We start from the raw sequence: 17,127 nt of genomic DNA on the forward strand, positions 1-17,127 counted from the left end.
GCCGCCCGCTATGGTGACCTGCATGACGATGAACGTGGACGCCACCAACCCGGAACTGGTCACCGTTGGGGTGCCCACGCACTGGTACAACCTCGCGGCAGAACTCGGGACCCCGATCCCGCCGCATCTGCATCCGGGCACCAAGGAGCCGGTGGGCCCCGAGGACCTCGCTGCCCTGTTCCCGGCCGGGTTGATCGCGCAGGAGGTCTCGACCGAGCCCTACATCGAGATCCCCGAACCGGTGCGGGAGATCTATCGGATGTGGCGGCCGTCGCCGCTGATCCGGGCGCGGCGGTTCGAGGAGGCGCTCAACACCAAGGCGCACATCTACGTCAAGTACGAGGGCGTCAGCCCCGTCGGTAGTCACAAGACCAATTCGGCCGTCGCGCAGGCGTACTACAACAGCGTCGACGGCGTGCAGAAGCTCACCACCGAGACCGGCGCCGGGCAGTGGGGCAGTGCGCTCGCCTTCGCCGGCGCCCAGTTCGGCATCGACATCGAGGTGTGGCAGGTCCGCGCGTCCTATGACTCCAAGCCGTATCGCGGTCACCTCATCCGCACCTACGGGGGCACCTTGCATCCCTCGCCGTCGGATTTGACCGAGTCGGGTCGCGCGATGCTGGCGAAGGATCCGAACACCACCGGCAGCCTGGGCATGGCGGTCAGCGAGGCGGTCGAGGTGGCCGCCGCCGATCCGGACACCCGCTACGCGCTGGGCAGCGTGCTCAACCACGTGGTGCTACATCAGAGTGTCATCGGCGTGGAAGCAGTCGAGCAGCTCAACGCGGTCGAGGACGGCGGCGCCGACGTCGTGTTCGGTTGTGCCGGTGGCGGTTCGAACTTGGCTGGACTCTCGTTCCCGTTCCTGCGGGAGAAGATCCACGGTCGGTCCAACCCGCGCATCGTCGCGGCTGAGCCCGCCGCGTGCCCGTCGATCACCCAAGGCGAGTACCGCTACGACCACGGCGACGTCGCCGGCCTGACCCCGCTGCTCAAGATGCACACCCTCGGTATGGATTTCGTACCCGACCCGATCCATGCCGGCGGACTGCGTTACCACGGCATGGCGCCTGCGCTCAGTCACACCGTGGAGCTCGGTCTGGTGGAGGGCGTGGCGATCAGCCAGCACGATGCGTTCAGTGCGGGTGTGCAGTTCGCGCGGTCGCAGGGCATCGTGCCTGCGCCGGAGTCCACTCACGCGATCGCCGCTTGTGCTGCCCACGTCGCCAACAGCGACATGGAGGAGGTCGTGGTGATCGGGTTGTCGGGCCATGGTCAGCTCGACCTGCCGGCCTACGCGGAGTTCCTCGACGGGAAATTCTGACGACCTCGTGTGACCGCCGGGAACCGATGCGCACCGTCGGAGTCGACCTCGCAGCGTCCCCGACGCGCACGGCGGTCGCGGTCATCGAGTGGGCCGACGGGACCGCGCGACTCGTAGAGCTGACGATGCCGGCCGACGATACGCGGATTCGCGAACTCGTCGCGGGCGCCGAACGCATCGGCATCGACGCGCCGTTCGGTTGGCCTGATGCGTTCGTCGATCTCGTTGTGGCACAACATCACGGCAATCTCTCCGCCGGACGTGGGCTCGACGACATCGATCGCAGGCGGCCGCTGGCCTATCGTCGGACCGACCGCGCCATCGCCGCAGCGAAGCTCGGCAACCCGCTGAGCGTCTCGGCCGACCAGATCGCTCATGTCGCCTTCCGCTGCGTCGGACTGCTGGCCGACCTGGGCATCGCCGACCGTGTCGACGGCTGGGCGGTGGAGGCGTATCCGGCTGCGGCGCTGAAACACTGGGGGTTGACGCATCGCGGATACAAAGGGGTCGCGCGTCGCGATGTGCTCGCGGCGTCGTACGAGTCGTTGGTCGCGCGGGCCCCGTGGTTGGACCCGTGTGGTCACCGGGAGTTGCTCGGGGTCGATGACAACGCCTTCGATGCGGTGATCACCGCGCTGATCGCGCGGGCCGCGGCGCTGGGGCGTACTCGGCTCCCGGATGGCGCGGACCTCGAGGTGACGGCGCGGGAGGGATGGATTCACGTGCCGGAGTGCGCTTTGGGCGAGCTGGCGTGACGAGGTGGGTTCGGGTTGCCTGGTCTCGATACGCTTCCTCGGCTGGCGCCTCGGACGCTACTCGACCAGCAGTGGAGTGCGCTTCCTCGGCTGGTGCCTCGGACGCTACTCGACCAGCGATGGGTTGCGGCGAGCCGACCCGCGATGGGTTGCGGAGTTCTCGTTGGATGCGACTACCGGAGGTCGAGTCGCATCAGGACTCGCGGGAAGCGGTTGAGGACCGAATCGGTGTCTGCCGCCCACTCGAAACCGCCGTCCTCGAACAGCTTCCGCGTTCCCACATACGCCATCGTGAGATCCACCTTCGCCCCGCGGTTGTCCACCGGATAGCCCTCGACGGCCGGTGCGCCGTGGTCGCGGGCGAAGCCGACGGCCCCGGCCAACAGTGCGTGGGAGATGCCCTGTTTGCGATGGCCGGGCCGCACCCGGATGCACCACACCGACCACACGTCGAGATCGTCGACGTGGGGGATCTTGCGGTTGCCGGCGAAAGTGGTGTCGGCGCGTGGGGCGACCGCCACCCACCCGACCACGTCGTCGCCGTCATAGGCGAGCACACCCGGGGCAGGCTTTCGTCGACACAGCTTCCGCACGTACTCGCCGCGTTCCTCGCGCGCGAGCTCCTGGTTGAGCTTGTTCGGTATGCGGTAGCTCAGACACCAACACACGTTGGCGTCCGGGCGTTTGGGTCCGATGACCGCGCGGACATCGGCGAAACGGGTTGCCGGGCGGACCTCGATGGGCATGGGTCCACCATGGTCGGGTCGGGAGCGGAGCGCAAGGTCGGTTGCACAGGGTCGAAGGCGATCTCAGATCGACACCGCCAGTTTTCCGCGCACCTGCCCTTCGGTGAGGTAGTCCATCGCCTTCGCGGCCTCGGACAGCGTGAACGTCCGGTCCAGGGTGGGGCGCAGTGTGCCGGCCTCGACCATCGACCTCAGCACGGCCAGGTCGTCGGCGCTCTCCTTGGCGATGATGCCGACCAACCGGTGCTTGACGAACGGCGACAGCAGCATAGCGCCGAGCTGACGTTGGATGCCGCCCAACAGGTTTCCGCCGCCTTCGCCACCGACGATGACGAGGGTGCCGCGCAGGGTCAGCAGGCGTCGCAGGGCCGAGACTTCTCGATTGCCCGCGATGTCGAGGATGACGTCGAATGGGCCGGCGGAAGCGTCGATGTCGTCGCGGGTGTAGTCGATCACCTGCGCAGCGCCCAACGACCGCACCCATTCGGATTTCGGACCGCTGGCCACGGCCACCACGTCGGCGCCGAACGCCGCGGCGATCTGCACGGCATACGAACCGACACCGCCGGATGCGCCGATCACCAGCACGCGATTCCCCGAGATCACCCGACCCGCGTCACGAACGGCCTGCAGCGCGGTCAGTCCCGACACCGGAAGTACCGCAGCCTCCTCGAAGGAGACGCCGGCGGGCTTGCGACCTAGGCGCTTGACCGGCACCACCGCGTACTCGGCCATCGACCCGCCCGCCGTACCGATCACCTCGTCGCCCACCGACCAGGCGTCTACGTCCGGGCCGACCTCGGCGACGACTCCGGCCAGGTCACGGCCGGGCACCGGCCACCGGGGGCGTCGCAGGCCGAGACCGAGGCGTGCGACGTAGGGCGTGCCCGTCATGAGGTGCCAGGTGCCGCGGTCGAGGCCGGCGGCATGCACCCGCACCAGGACCTCGTCCCGTTTCGGTACGGGTCGATCGACCTCACCCAGGCGCAGACAGTCGCTGGTGCCGTATTCGTGCTGGGTCATGGCCCTCATCGTCGCTCCAAGCTTACGCTGTAAGTCGATGGGTCAACGGTACGGCGTGCGCGCTGAAAGGGTCAAGGGCTGGCAACGGGACGACGCGAAGGTGGGCCCGGTCCGAGGTCTGCATCAGCTGCGGAAGAACTCCAAAAGGTCGGCGTTGATGGTGTCCGCCTCCGTCGTCGGCATTCCGTGCGGGAATCCCGGATAGGTCTTCAGTGTGGCGTTCGGCAAGAACTCCGCGGATCGCACCCCGGCGTCCTGGTAGGGCACGACCTGATCGTCCTCCCCGTGCAACACCAGCACCGGGATCTCGATCTTCTCGAGATCCGGGGTGAAATCGGTCTGCGAGAACGCCACCACCCCGTCGTAGTGCGCTTTCGCACCGCCCATCATGCCCTGGCGCCACCAGTTGGCGATGACGCCCTGTGACGGCTGCGCACCCTCGCGGTTGTATCCGTAGAACGGTCCGGCGGCGAACTCCCAGAAGAAGTCGGCACGACGCTGCGCGACCTGCTGCTGGATATCGTCGAACACTTCCTTCGGCAGTCCGTCGGGGTTGCTGTCGGTCTTGACCATGATCGGGGGCACCGCGCTGATCAGCACCGCTTTGGCGGCGCGGTCGACGCCGTGCCGGGCCAGATAACGTGCGATCTCGCCACCGCCGGTGGAATGTCCGACGTGAATCGCGTCGCGCAGGTCCAGGTGCTCGACGACGGCACGCATGTCGTCGGCGTAGTGGTCCATGTCGTGGCCGTCGGCGACCTGGGTGGAGCGACCGTGCCCTCGACGGTCATGGGCGACGACCCGATACCCGTGCTCGACGAAGAACATCATCTGTGCATCCCAGTCGTCCGACGACAACGGCCAGCCGTGACTGAACACGACGGGCTGTCCGGAACCCCAGTCCTTGTAGAAGATCTCGACGCCGTCCGAGGTGGTGACCGTGGGCATGGCAGTGCTCCTTCGCGAGAGGTAGTGGTCTTTTGACCAGCGCATTCAATGTGCGCCCGCTACGTCCTCCGCGGTCCCACTCGCTGCGCCACAAACACCCCCATTTGCGACATCCGGATCACCCGGCGACTGCCCGGGTGGATGAGAAGCGTCGCTGGTACTTGCGTGGGGACACCCCGATGCGGGCGACGAAGGCGCGTCGCATGACCTCGGCGCTGCCGTAGCCGGCGGCGTGCGCTGCTGCGCTCACGGTGAACCCGGCGTGCAGTTTGTCGCGGGCGACCGCGAAGCGGGCGTCGGCGATGTAGCCGGCCGGGGTGGTGCCCAACTCCTCGCGAAAGAGTCGGGTCAGTTGTCGCGCGCTGACATTGACGTGTCGGGCGAGACTCGCGACCGTGTGCGGGACATGCAGGTTCGCGTGGATGTGGTCGGTGGCGCGACGTACCAGACCGGTGCGCGGAGCGGGGCCGGCAAGTGACGCGGAGAACTGCGATTGTCCGCCACCTCGTTGCATGTAGACCAGTAGGCCCTGCGCAGTCCGCCGAGCGACCTCGGCACCGTGATCCGCCTCGACGAGGGCCAGACTCAGGTCGATTCCGGCGACCACACCCGCCGAACTGTAGAGGTCACCGTCGCGGACGTAGATCGCGTCGCGGTCCACCCGCACCGCGGGGAAGCGGTGTGCGAGGTCGGCGGTGAACTTCCAGTGCGTCGTCGCCGACCGGCCGTCCAGTAGCCCGGCCTGGGCGAGCACAACCGAACCGGTGCACACCGACGCGAGGCGGCGAGTGCGTCCGGCGAGGTCGGAGACCGCGGCGATCAATTCCGGCGTCACGAACAACGGCGGCGCGATCTCGCTGCCCGCGATCATCACGGTGTCGAACCTTCCCGACCCTGTCACCGCGGCAGTGCTGACGCGCACGCCGATCGACGTCGTCACGTCACCACCCGCCGGAGACATGACGACGACCTCGTAGTCACCACCGAACTGGTTGGCCTCCACGAACACCTCTGCGGGTCCGGAGAAGTCGAGCATCTTCACGCCGTCGAAGACGACGATCCCGATTCGGCGGTGGGTGCGCGTGCGGGGGAGGACACTCTCCATGAGGCGAATCTATGTCCTCGGTGACGTGAATGCCGTGATGAACGGGATCGTTAGGTGAGCCCGTGAGTGTCAGCACAGTCACGGATCGCGACGTGACGGTCGTTGAGGTGGCGCCACGCGACGGCTTGCAGAACGAGTCGTTGTCGTTGTCGACCGACGAGAAGCTCGAGCTGGTGCGTCACGCGGTCGGTTTCGGTGTGCGCAACGTCGAGGTCATGAGCTTCGCGCTCCCGAAGAAGTGCCGGCGATGGCCGACGCGGAGGATGTGGTCGGCGGATCCGTAACGCCGACGGCGTCACCTACGGCGCGCTGATCCTCAACGAACGCGGACTCGACCTAGCCCTCGTCGCCGAGGTCAATGCGGTCGTCTACTGCACCGACACCTTCAGCAGTCGCACCCGTGGGCTCGACACCGACCTGTGCGCGCGGCTGGTGACTGGCTCGAAACCAGGTTCGGTAGGCGACTGCCGTCCTAGGTCTTGCGCGCGGGCGGGTTCCCCGTGCCGTCGGCGTCGAGCCGACCAGATCCCCTCTGATCTCGCTGGAGGAGTTGGCGATACCTGGGGGACGAGTGATCCACCGCCGGCGTTCCACGCTGAAAACCGCCCATCCCGAAAAGCGCCCCAGACATGCACCCGCTCCAGGCGACTCATCGACATAATGCCGACGGCCGCCTTGGGCGAGGGTGTTTTTCTGGGGCACTTTTGTGGAACGGGCGGGATCGGCAGCGGAAGCGGTCGGGGGCGATGGCGCTTGTGTCAGTCGAGGAGTTTCTTCTGCACCTTGCCCATGGCGTTGCGCGGCAGCCCGTCGACGAACCGGATCTCGCGGGGCCGCTTGTGATTGGAGAGTTCGGTGGTGACGTGGTCGATCAGTTCGCTGTCGGGAACCCGGGAGCCGACCACATAGGCGACGATCCGCTGGCCCAGGTCGTCGTCGGGCACGCCGATCACCGCGACCTCGTCGACGGCCGGATGTCCGAGCAGGACGGTCTCGATCTCGCCGGCGCCGATCCGGTAGCCGCCCGACTTGATCAGGTCGGTGGCCCGGCGGCCGACGATGCGGTGCATCCCGTCCGGGTCGATGACGGCGACGTCGCCGGTGGCGAAAAACCCGTCATCGAGCCAGGATTCGGCACTCTTCTCCGGCTGATTGAGGTACCCCGACGACATCATCGGCCCGCGCACGTGCAGGTCGCCGACGGTTTCGCCGTCATGCGGAAGGTCGTTGTCGCCCTCTCGGATTCGGGTGTCGACCCCGGCCAGTGGCAACCCGACCCAGCCGGGGCGGCGTTCTCCGTCGGCGCGGGTACTGACGGTGATCATCGTCTCGGTCATGCCGTAGCGTTCGACGATCTCGTGGCCGGTCAACGACCGGATGCTCTCGAACACCGGCACCGGCAGCGGGGCGCTGCCCGACACGAGCAGACGGGCCGACGAAAGGTGTTGTGCCGCCGACTCGTCATTGGCCACACGGGTCCACACGGTGGGCACACCGAAGAACATCGTGGCGCCGTCGTCGATGGCCGCCGCGTACTTCTCCGGAGCCGGCTTCGCCGTGTGGATCAGCCGCCCGCCGCGACGCAGCGGCCCCAGCACGCCGAGGATCAGACCGTGCACGTGAAATAGTGGAAGCCCATGTGCCAGCGCATCATCGGAGGTCCACCGCCAGGCGTCGGCGAGTGCGTCGAGTCCGGCGGCGATGGCCCGCCGCGAGATCGGCACACCCTTGGGCAGGCCGGTGGTGCCAGAGGTGTACAGGATCAGGGCCGTCGACGACTCGGGTGGCTCGGGGTGGCGATGCCATGAACGCGCATAGCGGCGGACCGGGATCACCGGCAGCGTCGGGTCGTCGGGGGCTGCACCGAGCCAGGCCTGCGCACCGGAATCGGTGAGGATGTGGTCGAGCTCGCGTGCCCCGGAATCCGGCGGAACCGGGACCGCGGCGACCCCGGCGATGAGACAGCCGACGATCGCGAGAATCGTGTCCGGTGTCGGCCGGGCCAGGACGGCAAGGGTGTGCGCGCCGCCGATGCGTTCGGCCACCGCGGTGGCTGCTCCGACAAGATCTTCGCGGGACAGTCGGTCGTCGCCCACCACGATCGCATCGGACAGATCGGCAGCGGCGGGAGTCAGCGTCGGAAACAGCACGCTGCCAGTTTCCCAGACGACGGTTTCCCAGACGACGATTGGCCGACGGCGACGACGGCCTGATACGGTGATGGCACGTTCACGCGATGCTGTAACTCGCTTGTTGAACCAGAGGCCGGGTGATTACAGAAGCCCCCGGTCTTGTCCAAACTTCCAGTTTCGGGCCCGCGCACTGTGGTGTGTCGGGCCCGAACTGTGTCATGTCCCGAACTGGATCGCCGCCCACTCGGCGAACGACTGCCACCCGACGGCCGGGAAGCGGTGATGGAGCGCCGGGATGTCTACCTGGTAACCCTCCCGGCTCAGGAAACCGAACATCGCGCTCATGTCGGGCGACGAGATCCGTTCCGGATCATACGATTCCGCGTTCACCTCGCGTGTCAACACCGACGACAGTGCGGCGGCCATCTGATCGGGGGTCAGCGAATCGGAGGCGATGTCGATGCGTTCGTCGACGTGGCTCGTCGGGTCGCGAAACAGCTCGACGACGAACCTACCGAGATCCCGGCGGGAGAGCTGCTGCAACGGTGTGTCCGCGGGCATCGCGATGGGCAGGATGCCGGCGGCGGTCACCGCGTCGACGCTGCCGAGCAGGTTGTCGTAGAAGTACGTCGGACCCACGATCGTGTACGGGATACCGCTGTCGCCGAGGGCCTGCTCGACGCGGTATTTGCTCTCGAAGTGCGGCACGCCGGTGCCGCGGTCGGCGCTGGCCACCGAGGAAAAGACGAGGTAAGGCACGCCGGCGAGGCGGGCGGCGTCGAGGATCGCGGTGCCCTGGGTGATCTCCGCATCAACCCCTGTCTCGAACGGCGTGGTCAGCGCGAAGACGCCGGTGGCCCCGACGAACGCGTCCACGAGGCCGTCGCCGCTGACCATGTCGCCGGTCACCAACTCGATGCCGCGGGTGCTGAGCTCCTGCGCGCGTTTGGACTCGAGATCACGCACCACGGCCCGCACCGGTAGGTCCGCCTCGAGAAGTTCGGCTGCCACCGCACCACCCTGACCGCCGGTGGCGCCGAGCACTACGTAGGTCATGAGTTCACGCTACCCGGGCCCGTCGGGGCCGAAACGGTATCAGCGTGGCTGTCCGCTGGCGAACCAGATGAACACTGACGTGTTCGCCAGCCGGGACTGTCGTCGCCTGCTACGACGCGGCGCGGTGACGGTCGACGTACTCTGCGACCGCCCGACGAATGATTTCGGCGGGTTTGACGTGCTCGGCGTCAGCCAGCTGGACCATCGCTTCCCGCAGATCCTCGGGTAGGCGGACGGAGGTTGTTGGGGTTTTACCCTTGGACGCGGTGCCCTTCGGTGGCCGGCCGTGGCGGAGAACGGCCAGGTCTGCGACTTCGACGTCCCCGACTACCTCCTCCGCCGTGGGCGCGTTCATGGCGTAGTCGTCGGCCATCGCGGCGTAGTCATCGTCAGTCAGCTTGCGGCCCATGGATTCTCTCCTCTCACGATCGCTGTGTTCCGTAACTCGGAACGACAAGATGTTCGATGCCGAGGTTGGTGACCAGGCTCTTGCGCAGCATCATCGCGTGGAATGCGACAGCGATCACCGGGTCGACGATATCGACGATGACCTCGATGAACGGGCCGCGCTCGACAGCCGGTCCAATGTGGAGGACCGGGCGAGTTCCCACGCGACGGGCGGTCAAGACGACACGTAGTGCCGGGTATTCAACCACGGCGCGGATCTCATCATCGGCGATCCCGTGCTGCCGGGCGCTGGGCGTGATCTCGATCCGCACATCAGAAGTGTACTGCACTTTCTATGTAGTGCAATACACTTTTTAGATCAACTGTCAGCATCGGGGTCGCCGAGACCTTCGCGGGCCGAAACGTCACCGCCGGCAGATCGCGGGAATTCACACGCGATCTGCCGGCGGTGATACCCGAAAGTGTTCCCTTCCGGTGCGGCAAGTCGTTGACCTGACGTTTTCGGCGGAGGATGGGGGATTCGAACCCCTGAAAGTGGAGATACGTTGTGATGCGTTTGGGTGCAGAAATAGCGTTTGACCATCACGTTTTAGATCGCCGGACGACATCTAGGTACACCTACATGCGGCCAGATGCATCGGCGGCGATGCATCGTTCGATCAACCAAGCCGGGGCCTCGAGTGGCCGCGCGTCGGCGGCCGGGGACCTCGACAGGCAGGGACCGCGACGGCCAGGGACTCGACGGGCCGGGCACCGCGACGCCGAGATCTCGACGGCCAGTCACCACGACGAGGTGTCTAGGAGGTGGCGGGGCCCGCGGCGAGGCGGCGCGGAAGGCGATCTCTGACCTACCTGCGATAAGGCTGCATGACCTGAGACATACTCACGCAAGTCTGCTCCTGTCGCTCGGTGTACCTGTCGAGGTCGTATCGGGGCGACTTGGGCGCGTCCGAAACAATTACGTTGGACGTTTACTCGCATGTACTGCCCGGTCAAGGTCGAGCGGCGTCTGAGTTGCTCGCTTACGCTGTCAGGTCGGCCGGGGCTGCTGGCGCAGTCGTGGTCCGCAATGAGGTGGAATAGTCGCCAATGGAACCGACAGCTATTGCCGCGACCGCTGCTGTGGTATCTGCCGCCGCTGCATGGGGAGCGCTGGCTAGCAGCGCGCATCGCGCGAAGAAGGATTGGCAACGCGACACCACACTGCGTTCGGCTGTCCACGTGTTGCAGCTATGTCAGCGCCGACACAATCGTGAGCACGAGTTGTTTGACGACAAGGAACTCACGGTCGATGAGGTTGACGTTGCCTACTCGGAACTACACGCGATTACGGACGAAGTCGAAAGGGAGTTGATCTCCGTGAGGCTGATCGCCGATCGAAATGTCGTGGACGCCATGGACGCGGTGTACAACCTGATGATTGAGCTCGATTTTCATGTGACCGATTTTCGCCGTGACCTGTGGCGGCTGTCGAAGCCGTCCCCGCTTGCGCCGATCGAAGAGACGCCGCGACGGCCGTACGTGGGTGCGATGTTCTGCCTGAGTTCGCTCCTCAATGGAACCACTGTGGACCGGCGTCTCAGCGATGCCGTGGACGTGTATGTCACTTCCTGGTGGCAACGCATGGATCGGCGGGCGCGTGCGTGGCAAGCGAAACTTCTGTTGGGCTGATGCACAAATCGATGTATGGAGATCGAAAAACCGCCCGCTACTGGCGTTAATGCAGGTAGCAGGCGGTTCTTCCGTGGCGGAGGATAGGGGATTCGAACCCCTGAGGGCTATTAACCCAACCCGCGTTCCAGGCGAGCGCCATAGGCCACTAGGCGAATCCTCCACGGGGGATGATAGCGGCCAAGGGGGGTGCAACCCAAAATCGGCCGGGCAGCGACGTCGTCGGTGACCGGTTTGTCTGGCGAGGGGTCCCTCCCGCTACACTGGTCGGCGGATCCCGCGCGGCGTGCATCCTGTGAACTCCCCCAGGGCCGGAAGGCAGCAAGGGTCAACGGGCTCTCTCGGGTGCGCGGGGTCCCCATAGAAATCTCGAGACGAGCACCTGAGGCGCCGCCCACCGATGCCGGTGTCACGGAGAGGTCCCCGCGTTGAATTACCACTCGATGAGTGCCGACCAACTTCGCGAAACCCAATCCGACCTGCGAAAGCTCTACGACGCGCTGTGCGCGGCAGGTCTTTCGCTCGACCTCACCCGCGGCAAGCCGGCGCCCGAGCAGCTCGATTTGTCCAACGGGTTGCTGGCGCTGCCCGGTGACGAATACCGCGACGCCGCCGGCACCGACACCCGTAACTACGGCGGCATCGTCGGGCTGCCCGAGATCCGGCAGATCTTCGGCGAGCTGTTCGCCGTCGATCCCGACAACCTGATGGCGCTCGGCAACGCGAGCCTCGAGGTGATGCACGACCTCACCGTGTTCTCGCTACTGCGCGGAACGGTGGACTCGGACCGGCCGTGGAAGGACCAGAAGGTCAAATTCCTGTGTCCGGTCCCCGGATACGACCGGCACTTCGCGATCACCGAGACCTACGGCATCGAGATGGTCCCGGTGCCGATGCTGCCCGACGGCCCCGACGTCGACGCGTGCGCGGCGCTGACCGCCGACGACCCGTCCATCAAGGGCATGTGGGCAGTGCCCACCTACTCCAACCCGACGGGCGTCACGTTCAGCGAGGAGGTCACCCGCCGGCTCCTGGAGATGCCCGCCGCCGACGACTTCCGCATCTACTGGGACAACGCCTACGCGGTGCACACCCTGGTCGAGGCGCCTCCGACGCCGCTGCCGATTTTGGAGATGGCGGCGGCCGCCGGACACCCGAACCGCGTGTTCGTGCTCGGCTCGACGTCGAAGATCACCTTCGCCGGTGCCGGCGTCTCCTTCTTCGGTGCATCCACCGAGAACCTCGACTGGTTCAAGAAACACCTGGCGATCAAGACGATCGGCCCGGACAAGGTCAACCAGCTGCGGCACATCAGGTTCTTCGGCGACGCCGACGGCGTGCGCGCGCACATGGCCAAGCACCGCGAGATCCTGGCACCCAAGTTCCGGATGGTGCTCGACATCCTCGACGATCGGCTCGCCGACTCGAAGGTCGCGGCATGGTCGGAGCCCGAGGGCGGCTACTTCGTCAACCTCGACGTCATCGACGGCACCGCGCGGCGGGTGATCGAACTCGCCAAGCAGGCCGGGATCGCGCTGACCGCGGCGGGCTCGGCGTTCCCGTACAAGCAGGACCCGAACGACCGCAACATCCGGCTTGCGCCGACGTTCCCGACCACCGACGACCTGGCCAAGGCCATGGACGGCGTGGCCACCTGCGTGCTGCTCGCCGCCACCGAGTCATTGCTCGCCTCCAGCGATTCCTGACCCCACGAATCCCGACTGGACCGCGATGTTCTCGAAAACCCGCGAGGAGTGAAGCGACACCGGCCGGCATTGATCGCCGTCGGCTCCGTGCTCATCGGCCTTCTCGCCCTGTGGTTGCAGGACGTGATCGTCCCCTACACCACCCCTTTCTGGGGCTTGTTCGACAACCAGCTCGACCTCGACGTGTACTTGTCCGGCGCACGCACGGTGCTCGACGGCAACAGCCTCTACGACGCCAAACTGCTCGGACAGATGGACTACACGTACGCGCCGATCTCGATCCTGCTGTTCACCCCGTTCACCTGGATCTCGTTCGAGGCGGCGCGGATCGTCTGGTCGGTCGGCATCGTCGTCGCGCTGTACCTGGTGATCATGCTCAGCTTCAAGAGCCTCGGCCGAACGGCGACGTGGCCGTTGCGGGTGATCGCGCTGTCGCTGGTCGCGGTGGCGTTGCTGTTGGAGCCGGTACGCACCACCGTCTGGTACGGGCAGATCAACGTCTTCCTGATGTTGCTTATCGTCGCCGACCTCACCCGGGGCGAAGGGGCGCGGTTGCGCGGGGTGGGCACTGGTATCGCCGCAGGCATCAAGCTGACGCCGCTGATCTTTGTGCTGTATCTGGCCGTCCTGCGGCAGTGGCGGTCGATGGCCGGTGTGTTGATCGGCTTCTTCGGCACGATGATCGTCGGGTTCGCCGTGCTACCCCGCGAATCGTGGGCGTACTGGACGGGCACCATGTTCGACTCCGATCGGGTCGGTGCACCGCAGACCGTCGGTAACCAGTCGATCCGCGGGTGGCTGGCCAATTTGTTGCACTCCGACGACCCGAACATCCTGCTCTGGGGGTTTCTGGCGGCGGGGGCGCTCGCGTTGGGCATGTACGCCGCGACGCTCGCGCACCGGCACGGGCAGGAGTTGCTCGCCGTGACGGTGGTGGGGATGACCGCGTGCGCGATCTCCCCGATGTCGTGGGGCCACCACTGGGTGTGGTTCGTCCCGCTCGCGGTGATCGGGCTGCATTTGTTGGCCACTCCCGGCCGCGGCGTCGTGGTGTACGCGCTGACGGCCGCCGGGCTGATCTCGATGCTGTTGATCGCCTTCTCCTGGCGCACCTACCTGGCCTATCCGATCTGGTTCGTGAACCGGACGGTGCCCGACGCGTACCTGATCGGTCTGTTCTTCAAGCATGGGATCGAATGGCTGGAGTGGTTCACGGTCTACCCCTACAACGCGATCTTCTTGGGGACGGTGATCGCGACCATCGTCGTCTTACGGTCCGGTGACGACTCGGCGACAACGGTGGCGGCGGCACCGTCGGAGACGCCACAATCCGTGCAGGGGCCACTGGCGGGGGAGTGAGGAGACCGCGCATGGGACGCCGAGCATGGGTGGTCGCGTGCACGACGTCCGCAGTCGCGGCCGGGTTGATCGCGGGGACGGCGCATGCGCAGGCCGGCGTGCGGACCCAGCCGATCGGGCAACACTGCTGGGGGCCGAGCCCACACATCCTCGACATCCCGTTCTATGGCGGTGCGAGTGTCCGGACCGACGCCCGCCGGCCCGGGGTGTTCGCTGTGTGGGGCCACAGTGCGTCGCTGAGCTCCTACCCGGTTGACACCTGGGTCACCATCACCCACTTACCCACGGGACATACGGAAACCTTCCATCGCCGCTGGTCGGCGCGCCTCGCCGATCGCCCCGGCTATCGCATCGACAACCTGCACGCCAGCGGGCCGCTGACGATCCGGATCCGGTCGGTGACCCACGGGCCGGTCCCGCTACCGGCGCTGACGTGCAGTGGTTCGGCGGTCGCCTGAGCCTGTGGGGGAGCGCGCCCGGGTGTCGGGCTGCGCCGGTACTCTCGTCACGTGGCTCTGTATCGCACCTATCGCCCGGCTTCCTTCGCCGACGTCGTGGGCCAGGAGCACGTCACCGATCCGTTGAGTCGTGCGCTCGACGGGGGACGTATCAACCATGCCTACCTCTTCTCCGGCCCGCGCGGGTGCGGTAAGACGTCGTCGGCGCGCATCCTCGCCCGCTCGCTCAACTGCGTGCACGGACCCACGTCGACACCGTGCGGGGAGTGCGATTCCTGTGTGGCGTTGGCCCCAGGCGGCCCCGGCAATCTGGATGTGATCGAGCTCGACGCCGCCAGTCACGGCGGCGTCGACGACACGCGCGAGCTCCGGGATCGCGCCTTCTACGCGCCCTCGGAGTCGCGGTATCGCGTGTTCATCGTCGACGAGGCGCACATGGTCACCAACGCGGGATTCAACGCGCTGCTCAAGATCGTGGAGGAACCGCCCGAGCACCTCATCTTCGTGTTCGCGACCACCGAGCCCGAGAAGGTGCTGCCCACCATCCGGTCGCGTACACACCATTACCCGTTCCGACTGCTGGCGCCTCCGGTGATGCGCAACCTGCTGGAAAAGATCTGTGCCAGTGAGAATGTGGTGGTCGCCCAGGATGTGTATCCGCTCGTCATCCGCGCTGGTGGCGGCTCACCGCGTGACTCGCTGAGCATCCTCGACCAGTTGCTCGCCGGCGCGGGTGACGAAGGTGTGACCTACGAGCGGGCGCTGGCTCTGCTGGGTGTCACCGACATCGCGCTGATCGACGAGGCCATCGACGCGCTCGCCGACGCGAATGGTGCGGCGTTGTTCGGCACGGTGGAGAAGGTTGTCGACGCCGGCCACGACCCGCGTCGATTCGCCGTCGACCTGCTCGAACGGTTGCGTGATCTGATTCTGCTGCAAGCTGTTCCGGATGCGGCCGAGCGCGGACTGGTCGAGGCGCCCGGTGACCAACTCGCCCGGATGCAGCGTCAGATCGAGGTACTCGGCCCGGCATCGCTGACCCGGTTCGCCGAGACGGCGCATGCCGCGCTCGGGGAGATGCGAGGTACGACGTCGCCACGTCTGCTGCTCGAGGTCATGTGTGCGCGGATGCTGCTGCCCGCCGCGTCCAGCGCGGACACGGCACTGCTGCAGCGCCTCGAACGTCTGGAATCGGGGGTGGTAGCGACGGGTGGCAGTGCCACGCCGACAACCCCTTCCGGCGGAACGTCGGCGCCGGCCGCGCCGACGGATGCCGAGTCGGCGCCCAAGTATGTGCGGCCCTCGCAGCGTAAGGCCGCCGAGGAGGCAGCGGCAGCGCGCGCCGCGCATGAGGACACCTCGCCAGCAGCTTCGGCCACCGATGATCCGCCTGCGCTGACGCCCGAGACGCCGGTTGCCGACGATTCGCCACCGGCGGCAGAACCCGCGCCGACTGAACCCGTGAGGGCGGAGCCGTCGGCCGCCACGCAGACCCCGGAACCGGTGGATCCGTTGTCCCCGGAACCGGTTGCGCCGCAGGTGCAGAGCCCGCCGTCGGGCGCGCCGGACGTGTCCGTGCCGACCGCGCCCGATACGGCGCGCGCCGAACCGACACCACCAGCGCCGGAATCGACGTCGGCGACCCCGACGCCGCCCGCGCGCCCGGTTCCCACTCCGCCCAACCCGACATCCCCGCGTCCGCCGGCACGGACTGCGGCGCAGTCGGAGGCGCCGCCGCAGGCGACGTCATCGGCCGACGACGACATTCCATTGCCCGACGAACCGACCGACGACGACATGGCCCCGCCACCGGACTTCGACGAGCCGGTACCTGCGGCCGTCGACGAGCCTGCGCAAGAGCAGGATTCCGGGTTGACCGTCGCCGATGTCGAGGCCCGCTGGTCGGATATCCGGGCCGCCGCCCGCGGTATCACGCCGGTGCTGGAGGTGATGCTGTCGGGTGCGTCGATCGCCGGTGTGGACGGCACCACCGTGGTGTTCGGCCACGCCACCGAGATGCTCGTCGGGCGGCTGAGCAACGAACACGCGGGCAACCTGCGGGCGGCCGTGCAGCAGGTGTTCGGGCCGTCGGCCGACGCGCGATGTGTGCACTCGACCGGACAACCGGCCGCTCAGGCCGCGGTGCAGCGCGGCCGGGCCGACCGGTCGGCGGCACAGACCGCGCCGAAACGACCGACCTATTCACGGCCGAGCCGTGGGCGGGATCAGACGGCATCGCAGGCCGCAACCCCGGAGCCCGCACCTGAGCCCGAGGAGCCTGAGCCGCCACGGGCGGATGAGGAACTGACCGACGCCGAACGCGACGAGATGGTTGCCGACGCCCGAACCGGCTCGCCAGAACGGCGCCTCGACCCCGACCAGGTCGCGCTGGAACTGCTCAAGTCCGAACTCGGTGCGCGGCCGTTGGAATGACCA

16 protein-coding genes, 1 tRNA gene and 1 other RNA gene are annotated in these 17,127 nt (G+C 67.0%); 9 read left to right on the plus strand and 9 right to left on the minus strand.

Annotation, left to right across the window (positions count from 1 at the left end):
- The first annotated feature begins 22 nt into the window (after nucleotides 1-22).
- Nucleotides 23-1,324: a TrpB-like pyridoxal phosphate-dependent enzyme gene (locus L1892_RS01520; RefSeq protein ID WP_235721678.1), complete on the plus strand. Its 1,302-nt coding sequence runs from the start codon at nucleotides 23-25 to the stop codon at nucleotides 1,322-1,324.
- A 26-nt stretch (nucleotides 1,325-1,350) separates the two neighbouring features.
- The gene (locus L1892_RS01525; RefSeq protein ID WP_235721679.1) at nucleotides 1,351-2,079 is read left to right on the plus strand and encodes a DUF429 domain-containing protein; all 729 of its coding nucleotides are present in this window, start codon (nucleotides 1,351-1,353) and stop codon (nucleotides 2,077-2,079) included.
- A 173-nt stretch (nucleotides 2,080-2,252) separates the two neighbouring features.
- Here L1892_RS01525 and L1892_RS01530 read toward each other — a convergent pair whose 3' ends face one another.
- From L1892_RS01530 to L1892_RS01545, 4 genes are all read right to left on the minus strand, one after another.
- Nucleotides 2,253-2,825: a GNAT family N-acetyltransferase gene (locus L1892_RS01530; protein ID WP_235721680.1), complete on the minus strand. Its 573-nt coding sequence runs from the start codon at nucleotides 2,823-2,825 to the stop codon at nucleotides 2,253-2,255.
- A 63-nt stretch (nucleotides 2,826-2,888) separates the two neighbouring features.
- Nucleotides 2,889-3,848, minus strand: coding sequence for an NAD(P)-dependent alcohol dehydrogenase (locus tag L1892_RS01535; protein WP_308191633.1), 960 nt, complete (start codon nucleotides 3,846-3,848; stop codon nucleotides 2,889-2,891).
- Nucleotides 3,849-3,971: 123 nt separating this feature from the next.
- Nucleotides 3,972-4,796 (minus strand): alpha/beta fold hydrolase, encoded by an 825-nt coding sequence (locus tag L1892_RS01540; protein ID WP_235721682.1) that lies wholly within the window; start codon nucleotides 4,794-4,796, stop codon nucleotides 3,972-3,974.
- Nucleotides 4,797-4,914: 118 nt separating this feature from the next.
- Nucleotides 4,915-5,901, minus strand: coding sequence for a GlxA family transcriptional regulator (locus L1892_RS01545; protein WP_235721683.1), 987 nt, complete (start codon nucleotides 5,899-5,901; stop codon nucleotides 4,915-4,917).
- A 62-nt stretch (nucleotides 5,902-5,963) separates the two neighbouring features.
- On the opposite strand from L1892_RS01545, the gene L1892_RS01550 reads away from it, so the two are divergent.
- The gene (locus L1892_RS01550; protein WP_235721684.1) at nucleotides 5,964-6,185 is read left to right on the plus strand and encodes a hypothetical protein; all 222 of its coding nucleotides are present in this window, start codon (nucleotides 5,964-5,966) and stop codon (nucleotides 6,183-6,185) included.
- 474 nt (nucleotides 6,186-6,659) lie between these two features.
- Here the strand turns inward: L1892_RS01550 and L1892_RS01555 are convergent, their stop codons facing one another.
- The 4 genes from L1892_RS01555 to L1892_RS01570 all read right to left on the minus strand — a co-directional run bounded on the left by L1892_RS01555 (nucleotide 6,660) and on the right by L1892_RS01570 (nucleotide 9,808).
- Nucleotides 6,660-8,051 (minus strand): acyl-CoA synthetase, encoded by a 1,392-nt coding sequence (locus L1892_RS01555; protein ID WP_235721685.1) that lies wholly within the window; start codon nucleotides 8,049-8,051, stop codon nucleotides 6,660-6,662.
- 198 nt (nucleotides 8,052-8,249) lie between these two features.
- Nucleotides 8,250-9,089: an NmrA/HSCARG family protein gene (locus tag L1892_RS01560; protein WP_235721686.1), complete on the minus strand. Its 840-nt coding sequence runs from the start codon at nucleotides 9,087-9,089 to the stop codon at nucleotides 8,250-8,252.
- A 109-nt stretch (nucleotides 9,090-9,198) separates the two neighbouring features.
- Nucleotides 9,199-9,498 carry a CopG family ribbon-helix-helix protein gene (locus tag L1892_RS01565; protein WP_235721687.1) on the minus strand — a complete coding sequence of 100 codons (300 nt, stop codon included), beginning with the start codon at nucleotides 9,496-9,498 and terminating at the stop codon, nucleotides 9,199-9,201.
- A 13-nt stretch (nucleotides 9,499-9,511) separates the two neighbouring features.
- Nucleotides 9,512-9,808 (minus strand): hypothetical protein, encoded by a 297-nt coding sequence (locus L1892_RS01570; RefSeq protein WP_235721688.1) that lies wholly within the window; start codon nucleotides 9,806-9,808, stop codon nucleotides 9,512-9,514.
- 778 nt (nucleotides 9,809-10,586) lie between these two features.
- Here L1892_RS01570 and L1892_RS01575 point away from each other — a divergent pair.
- Nucleotides 10,587-11,168 (plus strand): hypothetical protein, encoded by a 582-nt coding sequence (locus tag L1892_RS01575; RefSeq protein WP_235721689.1) that lies wholly within the window; start codon nucleotides 10,587-10,589, stop codon nucleotides 11,166-11,168.
- 74 nt (nucleotides 11,169-11,242) lie between these two features.
- Here L1892_RS01575 and L1892_RS01580 read toward each other — a convergent pair.
- Nucleotides 11,243-11,331, minus strand: a tRNA-Ser gene (locus tag L1892_RS01580).
- A 106-nt stretch (nucleotides 11,332-11,437) separates the two neighbouring features.
- On the opposite strand from L1892_RS01580, the gene ffs reads away from it, so the two are divergent.
- From ffs to L1892_RS01605, 5 genes are all read left to right on the plus strand, one after another.
- Nucleotides 11,438-11,532: signal recognition particle sRNA small type (gene ffs, locus L1892_RS01585), an RNA gene on the plus strand.
- 64 nt (nucleotides 11,533-11,596) lie between these two features.
- Nucleotides 11,597-12,874, plus strand: coding sequence for an aspartate aminotransferase type Ic (locus L1892_RS01590; RefSeq protein ID WP_235721690.1), 1,278 nt, complete (start codon nucleotides 11,597-11,599; stop codon nucleotides 12,872-12,874).
- Nucleotides 12,875-12,922: 48 nt separating this feature from the next.
- Complete coding sequence (locus L1892_RS01595; RefSeq protein ID WP_235721691.1) at nucleotides 12,923-14,233, plus strand: glycosyltransferase 87 family protein; 1,311 nt, start codon at nucleotides 12,923-12,925, stop codon at nucleotides 14,231-14,233.
- A gap of 11 nt (nucleotides 14,234-14,244) precedes the next feature.
- Complete coding sequence (locus L1892_RS01600) at nucleotides 14,245-14,691, plus strand: hypothetical protein (RefSeq protein WP_235721692.1); 447 nt, start codon at nucleotides 14,245-14,247, stop codon at nucleotides 14,689-14,691.
- A 51-nt stretch (nucleotides 14,692-14,742) separates the two neighbouring features.
- Nucleotides 14,743-17,124 carry a DNA polymerase III subunit gamma and tau gene (locus L1892_RS01605; protein WP_235721693.1) on the plus strand — a complete coding sequence of 794 codons (2,382 nt, stop codon included), beginning with the start codon at nucleotides 14,743-14,745 and terminating at the stop codon, nucleotides 17,122-17,124.
- The last annotated feature ends 3 nt before the right edge of the window (nucleotides 17,125-17,127 follow it).

The sequence above is a fragment of the Gordonia tangerina genome (assembly GCF_021556435.1).
GTDB lineage: Bacteria > Actinomycetota > Actinomycetes > Mycobacteriales > Mycobacteriaceae > Gordonia > Gordonia tangerina.